This is a genomic window from Sporosarcina sp. SG10008, assembly GCF_044569405.1.
GTDB classification, from domain to species: Bacteria; Bacillota; Bacilli; order Bacillales_A; family Planococcaceae; genus Sporosarcina; species Sporosarcina psychrophila.
Map to the genome: position 1 here is coordinate 1018534 of NZ_CP172607.1, position 15833 is coordinate 1034366.

Below are 15833 nucleotides of genomic sequence, written 5' to 3' on the forward strand. Positions count from 1 at the left end.
GAAAAACTTACATAGTAGGCACAGGAACGATATACAGATTGTTAGAGCGTGAAGGTTGAGGGGGGGAGTCACAGCGACTGCTCTTTTTGTCTGTATAAAATTCGGTTTTTATCTATCTATTCTAGTAGGTACCTAAGTTACCAGAATCACCTGTATTTGAAATGAATTATCTGACAATACGAAACCCTTGGTACAACTGCATTCCTTTGTTACCAAAAACTATTTCCAATAATATTTCCAGTAACCATTACCAAAAGTATTTCCAAAATGTTATACTATTGGTAATAGGTTATTGGATTGGAGATGGTGACATGACGAACAAAAGGATTGCTTATGCTAGAGTATCCACTTTACAACAGGAATTACATAGACAGACAGATGCGCTTGAAGCATATGGATATGACCAACTTATCACAGAGCAGTATACAGGAACTAAGAAGGACAGAGACGGACTCAATCAACTCCTTGAAACAGTAAGGGAAGGCGATACAGTTATTGTGGAGTCAATCAGTAGGCTTGGTAGGAAGACACTAGACATACTCACAGTGGTTGAACAATTCAGCAATATGGGTGTGAAGTTTGTTTCACTAAAGGAAAGCATGGACACATCTACACCAACAGGGAAAGCGATGCTACAGATGATGATGGTGATTGCAGAACTTGAAAGAAACCTTACTGTTGAAAGAGTTAAGGAAGGGTTGGCATCTGCAAAGGCTAGAGGTAAGAAGCTTGGTAGACCTACAGTGGACAGTGATGTAATCACATCTGCATTGAGGTTGTATGATTCAAATGAATGGTCAATCAAAGACATCATCAAGACAACAGGTGTATCACAAGGCAGTCTATACAGAGCTATTAACAAAAGGAAGGTAGGGTTATGAGGACATACTTAATTAGTGGTGTCTTATTGAATGCTCTCAGAAGCATTTAAGTGAGCAATAAATACCCACAAAACTAAATCTAAATGCACTACAGGGCTAATCTCAGACATGGGATTGGCCCTATTTGTGTTCATTTAAGTGAAAAGGAAATAAGGTGATGCCCTATGTCATCATTAAAATTAAATATAGACAAGTCATTCTTTAACAGAGCGAAGCGGGAAGTAGAAAATCACAGCCTTTTATATTTAGGCTCTGTTTAACAATATTATTGATTCTCTTGTTCAAATAACAGGGAAAGTTAGCGCTTAAAGTGTTGGCGTTTGTAAGTGAATGGGAACGTGATAACGTTCTGCAACGACAATCGGAAGGAACAGTGATAGTGAAAGTACAAGGAAAGCATTTAGGCAGACGCAAATTAGATATAAGAACCATATCTAAACACCGAAGTCAGACACTTGAACAAAACTAGAGTTGAAAAAGAACATCTTCTACAAAATGATTGGGAAATATTAGAAAGTGATGTAGCCATCCGTTGTGGGTCTCATTGGCTCCTATAGTGGGGGATGCTAATTACCAAAAAAATGTTTCTAATTTAGTGAAAACCACAGTGGCACTACCACTCCCGCAAATGTATTGGTTTTCGTTATCATGTACCTTTTATGTAGACTGCTCCATTTCTCATCTATCATTAGAGAGAGTGAAAAAATGTTACTCTCTCTTTTTTGATTGGCTAATTATCCAACTATTTCATCTTTCCATTTTGAGTTACTTCTATATAATGAACTTCGTGTTGAAATTTGTTTAGATTTTTCCCAAGTTGCATTGATTACAATCTCTTCATCAATCTCTAATTCCATTAACAGATAATACTCAATCGGGTTTTGTATTATAAGATGTACCTAATGTGCAAAATCGAAACTAGCTTATTGGTTAAATTGATATATAAGAAGAATCATAAAGTATATAATGAATATAGTAAGGGGTGGAATAGTGAGTATTGATATTCAGATATTAATAGATAAACATCTAGATAAACGTGATATTGAGGAAATTATATATTCGGTTGGTTTCAAGAAAGAAAGAAATGATAACAGATACTATTGGTTCAATGGCGATTTTATTTCCATAAGAGGTTGTTGGTTTTCATTTGCTTATGATGTTGAATCTTTTTATGGAGATGACAGCAAAATAATTAGGACGGTATGTAGCACTACAACAAATGCAGGTAGAAGTTACGGTGATTTTCAAATGCAAATAGATATTATTAAAAAATTTGAAGAGGCGTTTGGCGGGATAGTTTATAGCGATGGTGAAATTGGGTATTACGAAAATGACTTCCCTAATCTATCTAGAACTGAAATCGCATGCGGTTACGCTTATATCACATTTGAAAGAAATTTGGCTATGGCTGAACAATTAATGGAAGAAGTAGATAGTGCTAAACTATTAGAATATCAAAAACTTGGAATACTACCTACATTTGAAAAAAGTTTATTGAGAAACAATACTTTAGTTCCTTTTCTAGTGTCTATTATGGAGAGTTTTTTAAGAATGTTTCTTCAAAACTATATTAGTTCAAATGAAGAAGCAGAAAATCTAATCTTTAAAAGAAAAGAAAAACTATCTTATGCGGTGGTTAAAGAATTACTTAATAATGAGAAAAACATTATAGAGGTGGAAATGGAAAATTATTCTTTCCAAAGTTTTAACTCGGCCAATAAAGCATATACGCATTTTATAGGTATAGACCTTTTTAAAGATATATTTTCACATAAAATGATGATTGATGGACAAGAATTATCAATGATTTCCATCTTGTCAGAGTTGTTGGAGAAACGCCATAAACTTATTCATGAAGCAGAACTTGATTTTAGTTTAGACAAACAACAAATGGAAAAATACTATGATTGTCTTGTGCTATTAGGAGAAACTTTTAAAAGAGTATTTAAAGAAAAGAAAAATATAAGAATTGATTTAGAGAACCAATTATAAAAGGACTCTACCTAGATTAGTAAAGTCCTTTCCTTTTATAGAAATTTTTGTAGTAATTCCTTAAAAGGTTCCCATCCTAAAACGATAGTAACTATCGCGGAAACAAATCCCAAAAAAATGATTAGGAAGTTAATAAATTTCACTATTATGTTATTAGATAGCTTGTACTGTGTGGAATACTTAATTAGCCAAAATCTTCCCCAAAAGAAGGATTCCTCAATAATTTTACTGTATTTATTCCGATATTTGAGCTTACAGAGAGCAAAATGAGTATAACCATCTATACATACACACCGAGAGAGAAGAAGCGAAACGATATGACATGGACAAGAGTTTTATTATATTGAAGTTATTAGAAAAAATGTCTTTCTATCGGGTTGAAGGAAATGGAACATAGATGAATTAATAAATCGATGAATACCTTGAAACGTGAGGCGCTATGAGAAAAGTGATACAGATTGAATAAGAAACTAGATTATAAGTTGCTAGTATGAAATAATGCAAATATTGACATTGTATTGTTGTTTATTTACGACAGTAGGTGTAAAAGTAATAATTAGTAAAAAAAGGAGTGTTTTGAATGGCTCAAGAAGAAAGATTTAAAAAGATTATATTTTCTTATGCTGAGAATGTAAAAGGAAGTAGACTCACTAATGAAGAAAAAAATGAAGTTATAGATTATTTTAATGAATCTAAACAAAGCGGTAGCTTAGGTAGAGTAAAGGAAGCTATTGAAAAAACATTCAATCGAGAGATTTATGAAATATTATTAGAAAAATCAGCTTCATCTCTTGACAATATTGATGATTTGTTAAGCCAATTAACAGTCGAAGCAGACAAATGGGATAATAAATGAGTTTGATTTTATTAAATAGTTCTTCTTCTATTAAGGAGAATGGGATTGGCGAGTTAATTTCTTTTATTGAGAAAAATGACTTAAAATGGATATATATATTAATCTTATTGATATACGGGTTATCTATTACTATTAGTTGGCTTTTAGGTGCAAAGAAAAATCGTGTTGAAATAGAGAAATTGAAACTAGAAAATTCAAGTTTAAAAATAGACATTACGGAAAAATGCAAAATTACACGCAAATTATATTATGAAAAATCAGAAAATATTCAAATGCTTTTAAGACTAATGATTGCCTACATGCAAGAAACTGATATAGAACGGTCTAAGGAAACAAGAGAAGACTTAAAACAAACTTTAACAATAGAATTTATACCGTCTTTTATTGATTATCTGGAGATGTATGAATTGAGTTTTGAAGGAAATAGTTATAAACGTAAGGATTTTATTGAAAATGAAGCTATAAAGTTCTTAAATACAATGAAAAATTTTGGTGAGGCAATAAATCACCCTAATATCCTTACCATTATGAATAAGCCTTCTTTTAAATTTACTTGGGCAAGTTTATCACCCGTAATTACTTTTGTGGACAAAAATACTAAATTCTACAAAATATCCACAAAAAAGAATTTCAATGTAACCTTAGCAGAATTAGATATAGTTGATTTAAAATTTTTCGGATATTGCAGAGGAGTGAAAAGGTAAAATCATTCTTTTATATACGGCTACCGAATGTCCTTAAACCGCTTCGAAGAGCCATTGTGAGCTTCTGGGACAAGGTTTGTTACTGAGGTTGATTCATCATCTTTCGAGGTAATCAATAGAAGCGGTATTAAGCGATTACTAGCTTTAGAGCAGAGGGTAAGGTAGGGTATCTAGCTTTAAAGAAGTGACCTCTGACGGCCACACGAATAGAAGTTACTAACGAAACGATAGCACATAGTAGAAGATTGAAACTTGAACAATTTAATCTTACATAGTAGACTAAAAATAATGAAGGCAAAACCTTGTTCTGATATAGTTACTTCCGATAAAGTACGTTCTTTCAACAGCCAAGTCGCATATATACTGTATTTATAAGTGGAAATGGTAGAGGTGTAGGATTCATACAGATGCAGGTTCAATTCATCTGTCAGGCAATGGCGTACCATCACTTGCAATCTGTATTCCAACACGTTATATTCACTCTCATGCAGGTATCCTGCACCGCGACGATTATGAAAATACAGTGAAACTGATTGTCGCAGTCATTAAGAAATTAGACCGTGACACGGTGAATAAGATTACATTTGAATAATTGAACGATTATTCTGCTCAGGCCAATTAAATGGTCTGGGCAGTTTTTTTATTTGAATAAATCTATAAAAATACACTTGACTTTATAATTATGCATACATATAATCAGAGATACCAATTGAAATAAACGATAGGGGATGAGGGAATGGTGAAGATTGAAATGGATAATGCGAAAATAGTAGAAGGATTGAAAGGGAGAGATTTACTTACCCTGCTTGATTATACACATGAAGAGGTATCGTATTTATTGCATAAAGCAGATGCGATGAAAAAAGATATGGCGGCTGGCAAGATGCCGAATTTATTGGCCGGAAAAACACTGGGGATGATTTTTGAAAAGCATTCAACGCGTACACGTATTTCATTCGAAGTGGGTATGATCCAACTTGGGGGGCATGCAATGTTCATGAATGCACGTGACTTGCAAATTGGCCGTGGGGAGTCCGTTTATGACACAGGTCATGTATTGTCTGAGTACTTGGACGGCGTCATGATCCGTGCGAATTCACATGAAATGGTGAAGGAACTAGCACAACACACTTCGGTTCCAATCATCAATGGTTTGACGGATATTTTCCATCCGTGTCAGGCGCTAGCAGACTTGCTGACAGTTTTGGAAGTGAAAGGTTCATTAGCGGGGCTGAAGTTAGCTTATGTAGGAGACGGTAATAATGTAGCGCATTCACTTGTAATTGCTGCGGCACATATGGGTATGAACGTAGCTGTCGCGACGCCAAAAGGGTTCGAATACAATCCGAACCTCTTAGTGAAAGCGAAAGCCATTGCTGTTAAAAATGGCGGAAGTGTCTTTGAAACAACGAATCCAATAGAGGCTGTCGCTGGAGCTGACGTCGTTTATACAGATGTCTGGACGAGTATGGGCCAAGAAGAGGAAGCGGCTGCACGCCTAGAAGCATTCAAAGAGTTTCAAATTAACGACGGATTGGTCGCACATGCGAAAAAAGATTATATGTTCTTGCATTGCTTACCTGCACACCGTGAAGAAGAAGTTGCGACGTCTGTTATTGATGGACCGAATTCTTATGTATTTCAGCAAGCGGGCAATCGACTGCATGCGCAAAAAGCGGTTCTTGCTTCATTGTTGTAATAAAATAAATTAACAAGTCCAGGTTTTGATGTGAGTAGCACGTGGCGGTCATAAGCGCCTCCATGGCGAGCATAAGGAGCTACGTGGCGGTCATAAGTACACCCGTGGTGAGCATAACTAGCCCCATGCCGGTCATAACGTAATCGACAGTCCTGACTACATCAATAAATGACTTGTAACTAATTGGCAAGTACTTACATCCAACTTCTATAGATTAACAAGTCCAGGTTTTAATGCCTGGGCTTTTTTTGTATATTAAACCTAACTTAATGTTAATAATACTGTACATAATGTTAAGTTTAGTATACATTATGAATAGGAGGTGTCACGATGTTAAAGAATCGGCTGAAAGAATTGCGAGCACGACATGATTTCACACAAATTGAACTGGCAAAACGTGTTGGCGTGACACGACAAACAATTGGCTTCATCGAAAAAGGGGAATTTTCACCGTCCGTGACACTGTCATTGAGATTGGCACGTGCATTGGAATGTGACATTAACGAATTATTTTGGTTAGAAGGGGAGGAATGACAATGAAGAATGATATGAGAATTACGTATCCTCTATGGCAAATGGGTGTCATCGTTATAGCAATGCTCCTCACTTGGCTGGTTGGTTTATCTTCTGTTTTCACAGTGGGAGATAGGAGCTTCGAGGTTAATGTGCAAGGGGAATGGGGAGTGATTTGGGGAGTTGCGCTGCTTGTTTTCGTTTTCTATTTAGCGTTATTTACTTGGAATGTTGTCAAGCACAATAAACGGATGCCGAATCATAAAATTAATGTATTCTCATGGAAGCCGCAAGAATATATGGAGGATGACGAACTATTTCAAGAGGTTACGAAACGGGCGACAAAGAAAGTCTATACTTATTTTGTTTGGTCCATCCCCCTTTTTGCTGGTTTGTCTTTAGGACTCCAAGTTGGAACGATTGGTGTGGTAATGGTTCTTTTACTTCTTTCAATGGGGCAATATTTAATTTATTACACAGAAGTCAGGAAATATACGGGGGTAGATGAATGATGTTTGAATATTTTTTAGTGTTTCTAGGTGCTGCCATTCCGTGGTTAGAAATCGCACTTGTCATCCCGCTAGGCATCATTAGAGGGTTGTCCCCGATTTGGGTCATGATCCTTGCATTCGTTGGTAATATGTTGACGGTGCTGATTCTCATTATTGCATTCCAAAAAGTGAAGGAATGGATGGAGTCAAGGAAAAAGAAGGATGGAAAAGAAGAATCGAAGCGGACTGAGCGGGGGAAACGAATCTGGAATAAATATGGTATGCCTGGACTCGCGTTGCTCGGTCCGGTTTTAATCGGAACACATATTGCGGCGTTTATCGGATTGTTATTTGGGGCAAGTAAAGTGAACACGACAATTTGGATGACGATTAGCATTGCGTTATGGACGCTTGTATTCGGCATTGCGACAGCGATGGGCTTCGATTTCTTCGTGGAAAACCTTTGAATCTAATAATACAGAAACAAACACGAAAGTTTAAACTTTCGTGTTTGTTTAGTTTGTCTTTTTAATTGTTGGATCGACCACGGCCACTTCAACAATTAAATGGTGAAGGAACTAGCAAAACACACTTTGCTTCCAATCATCAATGACTTACGGACATTTTCTATGACTTTGAACTTCTACCCAAAGGTTCTGCTGAAAGGTTTGAATCATTAGAATTGATAGTAATGATGTCTATGAAGCTGAATATATTGCTTACAATAGTGAAGGTGTAGTGATTTATACTGGTAAACCTGGCGAGTAATAAGAAAAGTGGGTGAAAAGTATATGAAGTTGAAATTTTTATATTTAGCAATAACAGCATTTTTGATTGTTGGTTGTTCAAATAACCAAGAAGTAGGGAATATCACTGATACAGATAGTTATGAAAATGTCAGAGAAGTTGCTTGGGCGTTTATCGAAGAAAAAGGTTGGAATGACAATGCTAAAAAAGACTGGAAAAGTGCGAAAGTGAAGAAAATGATTGCGAATAATAGCTATGAATTGTTGGATAAAACTTATGAAGGAAAAGAGATATTAATCGTTTCTTTTGAAGACAAAGAGAATGTTGTGGTTGGTACCCCTTTAATACTTATTGACCCCAATCTCAATGAAGTAATTGGCTATATGCCAGGTGAATAAATCCCTTGTTTAAGCAAAGATGGCTTTAATTGAAAAAGATAAGTACGCTAAAATGAAAATCGCTCGGATTGATATGAAGCCAATGAAAAAGTCATATTTCCTTCAATCCCGTTGATTTTCGTTCCGAGCGGATGCTTTCCGCAGGCACGGCTTTAGCCAATCGAAAAGCAAAGGGTTCGATTTGCCGTATTTCTGTGTTCTTTGCAGAAATTAAGTCATTCTTGACCCTTGCTCGCAAAAGCCGCTTTTCACTACAATCAACTAGTTCTTACTATGAAAAAGAACTTTTTCAGTGGCCGCATTGATATCCAAGCGATTTTTTGTGCTAAGTTTAATGTTATTTAACTTGTTGAACAATATGTTATTTGTTGTCTTCCAACCTTATATCCACATTACCGGAGCTACTTAGGTTTCTTGGGCTTGTTTTATCTTATCGAACTCCCTTGAAAATTAAAAAACTATAATTGGTTGGAAATTTCTGCGAATTCAATGTATACTTTGAGTATCAAAAAAAAGGGAGATTAGCCTATGTTATCGAGCATTGCAGTAGAAGTTTTAAAAGAATTAAGTGAACAAAAAAACTTCGCAAGGGCACAGTAGAATATCGCAAACCCTTACTGCTGACCCCTGCAATTTAATTGGGGGACATTAAATTGATTAAGCATTATAGTGAGAGTTTTTTATCAGGAAATAAAATTGCTTTACGTAAAATTACAAAAGAGGATTATGCGAATTTCTTTGCAATTGAAGATATAATGGAAAGTCGTTTATTAATGAATGATGGTATTCCATTTCCACCTACTGAGGCGGACCACGAGAAATTTCTTAGTGAGATTAGTTCTGAGAAAGATGACTACATGTTTGCAATCGAACTTAAAGACGAAAAACTATTCATTGGAACTATCGCTGTTTACTTAGTGAACTGGAAAAGTAGTACTTGTCACGTTGGTGTTTCAATAGGACCTGAAAACCAAGGAAAAGGCTATGGAACCGATTCAATGAAAGTATTGGTAGATTTTATTTTTAATTATATGAATTTAAATAAAGTGAAACTTCAAGTATTTGGCTATAACAAAAGGGCGATTTGTTCTTATGAAAAATGTGGTTTTCTTTTGGAAGGTACTCTAAAAGAAGAACTCTTTAGATTTGGTAAGTATCATGATATTTATATTATGGGTTTACTTAGAAAAGATTGGGAATGTAAGACATAATTAACCTTTGAATAGGCAGACCAGTTAAATGGTCTGTTTTTATATCTCTTTTTCAGCGAACGAGCGCATTAGCATAAGTAATGGAGCTTAAGCAGCTCCTTTTTATAATTTCAATTATGATTGTGTAATTCTCTTTTAAACGTTAATTGTATACTATTGTCTTTATTGTTTTTTCACTTTTTTGTTACTGGATTATTTTTGCATCTAATTTATTTCACTACCGAATGCTTTAGTTTAAGAATCGGCTTCCTTACGGGGGAGCTTTTTCTTATTGAGTGAGAGGTAAATACTTCCGTGAACGTAAAAATATGTGAATTTTCTATTATGAATGATATAATTCAAAATAAGTAACGGAGGGAGGGGCGTAATGAAAAAACAGATACGCAAGGCGGATCAGGCTAAAATACGCCAACGAAAACAGATCGTATTGCGAATGAACTTCCTATTCTTTTCAATCTTTGTCCTATTTTCATTGCTCATTTTCCGCCTTGGTTATTTACAAATCGTTAAAGGTGAAGAGTATTCCCGTGAGTTGGAAAAAAAGGAAGAAATACCCGTCAACACAAGTGTGCCAAGGGGAAGAATATTTGACCGTATGGGGTTTGTTCTAGTTGATAATGATCCGAAGAACGCCATTACATATACGAAAATGACGTCGACGACTTCAGCCGAGATGCTTAAAGTTGCTGAGCAACTTGCGGTCTTGATTGAACAAGAGACGAAAAGGATTACCCCTGGAGATAAGAGAGACTTTTGGATTTTAAAGAATTCAAAAGCAGCAACGGAAAAAGTTTCTATAAAGGAACAAGAGAGACTTGAAAAGGATAGTAAGCTTTCACGGACGGAATTGCAGAAGAAGATTAATAGGCTTACACGAAAACGAATTACGGACGAAGAAATTGATTCTTTTACGGAAGAGGAGCTAGAAGTACTTGCGATTTACAGAGAAATGATGTCGGGCTATGCATACTCACCGCAAATAGTGAAAAGTGGAAATGTGACGGACGAGGAATTCGCAACTGTATCTGAACGTCTAGGAGAGTTACCGGGCGTGGATACAACGACAGATTGGGAACGTGTGAGAAGATCAGACAATACGATTCTAGGGACAACCACGAGCCCCATTGAAGGTATTCCTAAATCCCGTGAGAATTATTTCTTGGCACGGGATTATTCAGGAAATGACCGTGTTGGAAAAAGTTATATTGAGCAATATTATGAGGATTTGTTAAAAGGGCAAAAAACAATTGTGAAGAATATTAAAGATCGTAGTGGGCGTGTCGTCGAAACGAAAACAATCCGACAAGGCGAACCTGGTAAGGATCTTATTCTGACGATTGATAGTGAACTGAATCAGACAATTGAAAGTATTGTATCGGATAAACTGTTGGAATTGAAAAGAGGGCCAAATACCGGAGAATTGGACAGGGCTTTTGTAGTTATGATGAATCCAAATAACGGTGAAGTTCTTTCGCTTGTAGGTAAGCAAGTTGTTACGAATCCAGAAACAGGAAAACTCGAAATATGGGACTATGCATATGGTACATTTACTGCGAACCATGAAGCGGGATCAACAGTGAAGATGGCGACGCTTCTTACGGGGTATCAGGAAAATGTGGTACGTATCGGCGAAACGAAGATAGATGAACCGATTAGAATCGGTGGAATTACAAAAAGATCGCTGTTTAATCAAGACTCTAGGGTTGCTGTAACTGATATTGAAGCAATCGGCAAGTCTTCGAACGTTTATATGTTCCGTATCGCAATGGCTATGGCGGATTCTAACAACAGCACTGAAGGAGCGAAACGCATTAGGGAAAATGCATTTGATACGTTCCGACAATCTTTCGCGTCTTTTGGACTTGGAACAAAAACTGGCATTGACTTACCGGGGGAGTCACCCGGTCTGATTGGCGAAAGTAATTCAATCGGTATTTTAATGGATTTATCCATCGGGCAGTTCGATACCTATACAACACTTCAATTGGCTCAATACGTCTCAACAATTGCAAATGGCGGTTATCGGATAGCTCCAAAAGTATTAAAAGAAATACGCGAACCATCTGAGGATGGTGAAATTCTTGGTTCTCTCATTCAAGAAACAGAGGTCAATATTTTAAATAGGATTCATAGTACTGATGCGGAAATTGATCAAGTGAAGCGTGGTATGCATTACGTGTATTATGCACCTAAAGGAACGGCCTCGAATCATTTTGCTGGAAAAGACTATGATGGAGCAGGGAAGACGGGAACCGCACAAGCATTCAGCTCAGGGAAATCGACAATCAATCTATCTCATGTGGGGTTTGCACCTTACGAAAATCCGGAAATTGCTTATGCGGTTCTTATCCCAAACATTACTACAAAGCCAGGAGATCACACGGCTGGTGCTCAAAATAAGATTATCCAACAAGCAGTAGACGAATATTTTAAACTAAAAGTAAAAAGAGCTAAAGAAGAAATTTCTACAGCAGCCGAGCAACCAATTATACAGGCACCTAAAAAAGAATCTGAAAAATAAAAGTAGGGAAACCAGAAGAATGGTTTCCCTACTTTTTCAATAGATAAAAGCCTAAGCCGCTATTTATGATGAAAATGAAATTAAGCTCTTCGAAAAGAGAATCCGCTCCTATAAAATACGTACAGTCTTCTTGTCAATTAATTTTAAAAGAATATTCATGGATATTCCTCCGCCTATCGCTAAGAAAAAACTCCTAGAATTCTAAAATAACCCCTTCAAATAAGGCGTGTTCTTTGTCATCTGAAATTCGAAAAAACTGAAAACTATAATTCTGGGTAAAATTTTGTTATACTTACAAACAGACCAGTTGGTATGCGGAAGGAGATACATCAAATATGGATATAAAATCGCAATTAATTGATACTGCTACGACCCTTTTTCAACAAAAAGGATATAAAAATGTTGGACTTAACGAGATTTTAAAAGCTTGTAATGTTACAAAAGGAGCGCTCTATCATCATTTTCCAAACGGAAAAGAAGAATTATTGATTATTTGTTTACAAGGTTTAAATGAGGCCATTACCACAGATATCAAAGCTATTTTCAGCAGGCATCTATCAGCTAAGGACGCCATACTCTCAATGATTGATAAGTTAATTCGGGATTTTGAAAAAAGTGGCACCATTATCGGCTATACATTTAGTAGCATTGTCAGTGAAATGGCAACGATGAGTGAACCAGTCCGTACTGCTTGTAGTGCTCTATATGAAAACATTCAACACCTTTACTATGAGAAACTTATAACGGAAGGCTATTCGAGTGAATCAGCTTCCGCTATCGCATTGTTGATGACAGCTTCGATTGAGGGTGCAATGATGCTTTGTTTGACGCAAAAATCCGCAACACCTTTGAAAACAATTGCCACATTATTGCCGGGTATATTAAAAGTGAACAAGTAAATTCGACAGAACCCGTTAATATTGTGTTTGTTAAACTGAGTGCATCTTTAGTGTAAATTACATTTACTGCGGTTTTATTGATATATCTTACGATTATTCACTCCATAGCGTGATTTGTTATTGGCATATTCATCGATGTATTTAACGTAGGTCTCAAATATGAATTTTGAAAGGAAGAAAAACAAACTATGCATCAAGAAAACAGACTACCGAAAAACAGTAAAGAGGGCGCGTTATTTGGCGCAATTATCGTAACATTATCAGTATTAACAATGGGACCAATCAATATGATCCTTGCTGCTGGAGGCTTCAACAAAGATGTTGCAATGAACATGCTAATCGTGTTACCTATTATTTGGGTTTTCGTCATGATAATTGAACCGGTAGCAATCGGTCGTTTTGCAGAATTTTTATCATCTAAATTCATTTCGCCAACAGATGGTTTTGCTGCTCGTATTATGTTCCGTACAATTTTCACAGTATTAGGTATGTCATTTACAATGACATTTGTTGGGGTTATCATTGGGGATGGTTTTACAACTGATATCTTTGCACACTTTATCCAAATCTGGCCCCGTAACTTCTTACTCGCCCTATTTTTAGAGAGCGTAGTTATCCAACCATTTGCACGTTTAGTAATGGTTAAAATGCACGCAGCGCAAGATAGAAAAGCCGCAGTTCAAACGAATACACAAAATATCTAAAAAAATCGCTCAGACTTTTCAAAAAGTCTGAGCGATTTTTTTATTATTCATTCAGCAGGCGTACGGACGACTAAAACATCGCATTTAGCTGAACGTACGATTGCTTCAGATACAGAACCAATTAAGTAGCGCTCTACTGGCGTATGCCCCGTAGCGCCGCAAATAATTAAGTCTGCCTTCACCAATTTAGCAATCTCTTTTGTAATCACCGTTTTAGGTGAACCATATTCAATAATGATAGTTACATTTTCAACGCGAGCAGCTGCTGCGCGTGCTTTATAGCGTTCTAAAATTTGTTGAGATTGTTCTTTGACTTGCCCAGCAATTTCTTTATCAAGAGGTCCCAAGTAGCGCGTATCAATAATGTTAACGATGTTTAATTGTGATCCTTTATTTCGATATGCAATCTCAAGTGATTTACGAAATGCATAATCGGCCTCTTTTGAACCGTCTACAGCTACTACAATACTTTTATAACCAGTTGCCATTAGTCATAATCTCCTTTTTAAATTATGTAATAAATCAGTTGTAGTTATTTTGAATTCACATTTTTTGATTTTTTCATGAACAAATACAATATAACATTAATCACTGCAAATACTAAAACGACTATAAAGTTTTTCAGATTATCCAATATACTTTTCTTCGAGTTTTTCTTTCTATTTTCACTTCTTTTTAAAAAGTGGATAGATGGGGTTGTGGAAAAAGGAAGATGGAAAAGGGGATTCGAAGTGGACCGAATGGGACAAATGAATTTGAAGTAAATAAAGCATACATGGATTGGTACGCATACCGCGGCGCTCATCGGGTTATTGTTTGGAGCAAGCAAAGTGAACACAACCATATGGATGACCATCCGTATTGCATTATGGATACTTGTATTTGGCTTTGTAACGGCGATGGGCTTTGATTTCTTTTTGGAAAATAGCTAGTTCTTAAAATACAAAAGCCGCTCAATTAATGAGCGGCTTTACGTTTATCCAAACGCCGTGATAGAAGATTGCGCCGGTGATAGTGCTCCGTGCAATCTTTGAATAATTTAACTTGCCGCAAATACTTGTGCTAGCTCTCCGGCCATCTTTGTTTTTTCTTGTTCTCCTGCATGATTCCACAGCTTTTCGAAAAACACCCCTAGTCCAGGTAACAGGTGCTCTTCACCTCGTTTAATGGCATCTTCCACAACGTTACGGATATCATCCGCTGTATTATTCGTCATGTTTGCTGAAATGGCATCTCTTATTTGAAAATCCATTTTATCAACCTCCCACTTTCATTTTGGACACAAAAATCGCCAACTATACCGTCATTTGATACACTGAAAAGAAAAAGGCGGTAACGTACATATGAAACGAATTGAATCATCACAAAACGCACTCGTGAAACATTGGAAAAAGCTTGTCACAACACGAAAAGAACGCGATCTGTCGAAAGAATTCCTTGTCGAAGGTTTTCATCTCGTTGAAGAAGCATTAAAAAGTAATGGGGCAATTCTCGCGTTAATCACCCGTGACGGAGTTGAAATACCTCAAGGATGGTCTATCGAAGGTGTAAAGCTTGTTGAGGTAACAGAGGCAATTGCGAAAGAAATTTCGGAAACGGAGCAGTCGCAGGGTATTTATGCACATTGCCGTCAGCCGGAGCATGCCGAAGAGGATTATTCAGCATGGAAAAAACTTTTATTAATTGACGCAGTCCAGGATCCTGGTAATGTCGGAACGATGATTCGGACGGCAGATGCTGCTGGAATGGATGCAGTTATTCTTGGAATGGGGACCGCTGATTCGTATAACCCGAAAACAGTACGTTCTGCGCAAGGCTCACATTTCAATATTCCAATCGTCAAGGGTGATCTTATTGAATGGACGGCTAAGGCGAAAGAAGCGGGCATCCAAGTTTTGGGGACAGGATTGAAAAATGCTGTGAATCATTCCGATATTTGGCCACAAGACGAATTTGCATTGATTGTTGGAAATGAAGGCAGTGGCGTCAATCCGGATTTGCTTGAGATGGCGGATAATACGGTCAAGATTCCAATGTACGGCAAAGCAGAATCGTTAAACGTCGCAGTGGCAACGGGCATCCTGCTATATACGTATTCTAAAGTGTGAAAATTAGCATGTTGTTGATGATCAAATCATAATCGGGTATACTATTGGTTATGAATAGAAATGAAAAGCAATGATCGGGAAAAGTAAACAATACATGAGCCGAAAGGGA

The 15833-nt window shown here is 36.7% G+C and carries 17 protein-coding genes, 1 pseudogene and 1 other annotated feature (1 of these 19 running past the window's edge); of the genes and pseudogenes, 16 read left to right on the top strand and 2 right to left on the bottom strand.

All coding sequences use genetic code 11. The features are described 5' to 3' along the window. The first annotated feature begins 311 nt into the window (after positions 1-311). The 14 genes and pseudogenes from ACGLYD_RS04985 to ACGLYD_RS05050 all read left to right on the top strand — a co-directional run bounded on the left by ACGLYD_RS04985 (position 312) and on the right by ACGLYD_RS05050 (position 13616). Positions 312-881: a recombinase family protein gene (locus tag ACGLYD_RS04985; protein ID WP_399631686.1), complete on the top strand. Its 570-nt coding sequence runs from the start codon at positions 312-314 to the stop codon at positions 879-881. 990 nt (positions 882-1871) lie between these two features. Then, positions 1872-2873: a HEPN domain-containing protein gene (locus ACGLYD_RS04990; RefSeq protein ID WP_399631689.1), complete on the top strand. Its 1002-nt coding sequence runs from the start codon at positions 1872-1874 to the stop codon at positions 2871-2873. Positions 2874-3453: 580 nt separating this feature from the next. After that, complete coding sequence (locus tag ACGLYD_RS04995) at positions 3454-3729, top strand: hypothetical protein (RefSeq protein ID WP_399631691.1); 276 nt, start codon at positions 3454-3456, stop codon at positions 3727-3729. Beyond that, entirely contained in the window at positions 3726-4433 is a 708-nt protein-coding gene (locus tag ACGLYD_RS05000) for a hypothetical protein (RefSeq protein WP_399631694.1), read from the top strand. The genes ACGLYD_RS04995 and ACGLYD_RS05000 overlap by 4 nt, the downstream gene beginning before the upstream one ends. 403 nt (positions 4434-4836) lie before the next feature. After that, a pseudogene (locus ACGLYD_RS05005) lies at positions 4837-5025 on the top strand (peptidase M28); the annotation flags it as partial. A 144-nt stretch (positions 5026-5169) separates the two neighbouring features. Then, a complete protein-coding gene (argF, locus tag ACGLYD_RS05010; protein WP_340741832.1) occupies positions 5170-6132 on the top strand; it encodes an ornithine carbamoyltransferase in 963 nt (320 codons plus the stop codon). 330 nt (positions 6133-6462) lie between these two features. After that, positions 6463-6666 carry a helix-turn-helix transcriptional regulator gene (locus ACGLYD_RS05015; RefSeq protein ID WP_187047331.1) on the top strand — a complete coding sequence of 68 codons (204 nt, stop codon included), beginning with the start codon at positions 6463-6465 and terminating at the stop codon, positions 6664-6666. 2 nt (positions 6667-6668) lie between these two features. Beyond that, complete coding sequence (locus tag ACGLYD_RS05020) at positions 6669-7157, top strand: hypothetical protein (protein WP_340741833.1); 489 nt, start codon at positions 6669-6671, stop codon at positions 7155-7157. Continuing rightward, positions 7157-7603, top strand: a complete 447-nt coding sequence (locus ACGLYD_RS05025) for a small multi-drug export protein (protein ID WP_340742591.1) — start codon at positions 7157-7159, stop codon at positions 7601-7603. Before ACGLYD_RS05020 ends, ACGLYD_RS05025 begins: the two co-directional genes overlap by 1 nt. A gap of 324 nt (positions 7604-7927) precedes the next feature. Beyond that, positions 7928-8281: a hypothetical protein gene (locus ACGLYD_RS05030; protein WP_067207792.1), complete on the top strand. Its 354-nt coding sequence runs from the start codon at positions 7928-7930 to the stop codon at positions 8279-8281. Between the two features lie 653 nt (positions 8282-8934). After that, positions 8935-9492 (top strand): GNAT family N-acetyltransferase, encoded by a 558-nt coding sequence (locus tag ACGLYD_RS05035; RefSeq protein WP_255428630.1) that lies wholly within the window; start codon positions 8935-8937, stop codon positions 9490-9492. 367 nt (positions 9493-9859) lie between these two features. Continuing rightward, positions 9860-12013, top strand: a complete 2154-nt coding sequence (locus tag ACGLYD_RS05040; protein ID WP_067207795.1) for a penicillin-binding protein 2 — start codon at positions 9860-9862, stop codon at positions 12011-12013. A 335-nt stretch (positions 12014-12348) separates the two neighbouring features. Continuing rightward, the gene (locus ACGLYD_RS05045) at positions 12349-12912 is read left to right on the top strand and encodes a TetR/AcrR family transcriptional regulator (RefSeq protein ID WP_067207798.1); all 564 of its coding nucleotides are present in this window, start codon (positions 12349-12351) and stop codon (positions 12910-12912) included. A gap of 188 nt (positions 12913-13100) precedes the next feature. Then, positions 13101-13616, top strand: coding sequence for a DUF2798 domain-containing protein (locus tag ACGLYD_RS05050; protein ID WP_067207801.1), 516 nt, complete (start codon positions 13101-13103; stop codon positions 13614-13616). Between the two features lie 47 nt (positions 13617-13663). Here the strand turns inward: ACGLYD_RS05050 and ACGLYD_RS05055 are convergent, their stop codons facing one another. Next, on the bottom strand, positions 13664-14104 hold the full coding sequence (locus ACGLYD_RS05055) for a universal stress protein (protein WP_399631700.1): 441 nt from the start codon (positions 14102-14104) through the stop codon (positions 13664-13666). Between the two features lie 224 nt (positions 14105-14328). Between ACGLYD_RS05055 and ACGLYD_RS05060 the strand changes: the two genes are divergently transcribed. Further along, positions 14329-14526 (top strand): hypothetical protein, encoded by a 198-nt coding sequence (locus tag ACGLYD_RS05060; RefSeq protein WP_342537927.1) that lies wholly within the window; start codon positions 14329-14331, stop codon positions 14524-14526. Positions 14527-14655: 129 nt separating this feature from the next. On the opposite strand, the gene sspI is transcribed toward ACGLYD_RS05060, so the two are convergent. Then, complete coding sequence (gene sspI / locus ACGLYD_RS05065; RefSeq protein ID WP_067207810.1) at positions 14656-14868, bottom strand: small acid-soluble spore protein SspI; 213 nt, start codon at positions 14866-14868, stop codon at positions 14656-14658. Positions 14869-14959: 91 nt separating this feature from the next. Between sspI and ACGLYD_RS05070 the strand changes: the two genes are divergently transcribed. Further along, positions 14960-15724 carry a TrmH family RNA methyltransferase gene (locus ACGLYD_RS05070; protein ID WP_399631703.1) on the top strand — a complete coding sequence of 255 codons (765 nt, stop codon included), beginning with the start codon at positions 14960-14962 and terminating at the stop codon, positions 15722-15724. A gap of 61 nt (positions 15725-15785) precedes the next feature. Continuing rightward, positions 15786-15833: a binding site (T-box leader), on the top strand (it continues 183 nt past the right edge of the window).

What these genes read in the sequence shown, in the direction of transcription:
- ACGLYD_RS04985 (WP_399631686.1), top strand. Translation starts at nt 312, where the DNA reads ATGACGAACAAAAGGATTGCTTATGCTAGAGTATCCACTTTACAACAG.
- ACGLYD_RS04995 (WP_399631691.1), top strand. Translation starts at nt 3,454, where the DNA reads ATGGCTCAAGAAGAAAGATTTAAAAAGATTATATTTTCTTATGCTGAG.
- ACGLYD_RS05000 (WP_399631694.1), top strand. Translation starts at nt 3,726, where the DNA reads ATGAGTTTGATTTTATTAAATAGTTCTTCTTCTATTAAGGAGAATGGG.
- argF (WP_340741832.1), top strand. Translation starts at nt 5,170, where the DNA reads ATGGTGAAGATTGAAATGGATAATGCGAAAATAGTAGAAGGATTGAAA.
- ACGLYD_RS05015 (WP_187047331.1), top strand. Translation starts at nt 6,463, where the DNA reads ATGTTAAAGAATCGGCTGAAAGAATTGCGAGCACGACATGATTTCACA.
- ACGLYD_RS05020 (WP_340741833.1), top strand. Translation starts at nt 6,669, where the DNA reads ATGAAGAATGATATGAGAATTACGTATCCTCTATGGCAAATGGGTGTC.
- ACGLYD_RS05025 (WP_340742591.1), top strand. Translation starts at nt 7,157, where the DNA reads ATGTTTGAATATTTTTTAGTGTTTCTAGGTGCTGCCATTCCGTGGTTA.
- ACGLYD_RS05030 (WP_067207792.1), top strand. Translation starts at nt 7,928, where the DNA reads ATGAAGTTGAAATTTTTATATTTAGCAATAACAGCATTTTTGATTGTT.
- ACGLYD_RS05040 (WP_067207795.1), top strand. Translation starts at nt 9,860, where the DNA reads ATGAAAAAACAGATACGCAAGGCGGATCAGGCTAAAATACGCCAACGA.
- ACGLYD_RS05045 (WP_067207798.1), top strand. Translation starts at nt 12,349, where the DNA reads ATGGATATAAAATCGCAATTAATTGATACTGCTACGACCCTTTTTCAA.
- ACGLYD_RS05050 (WP_067207801.1), top strand. Translation starts at nt 13,101, where the DNA reads ATGCATCAAGAAAACAGACTACCGAAAAACAGTAAAGAGGGCGCGTTA.
- ACGLYD_RS05055 (WP_399631700.1), bottom strand. Translation starts at nt 14,104, where the DNA reads ATGGCAACTGGTTATAAAAGTATTGTAGTAGCTGTAGACGGTTCAAAA.
- ACGLYD_RS05060 (WP_342537927.1), top strand. Translation starts at nt 14,329, where the DNA reads ATGGAAAAGGGGATTCGAAGTGGACCGAATGGGACAAATGAATTTGAA.
- sspI (WP_067207810.1), bottom strand. Translation starts at nt 14,868, where the DNA reads ATGGATTTTCAAATAAGAGATGCCATTTCAGCAAACATGACGAATAAT.
- ACGLYD_RS05070 (WP_399631703.1), top strand. Translation starts at nt 14,960, where the DNA reads ATGAAACGAATTGAATCATCACAAAACGCACTCGTGAAACATTGGAAA.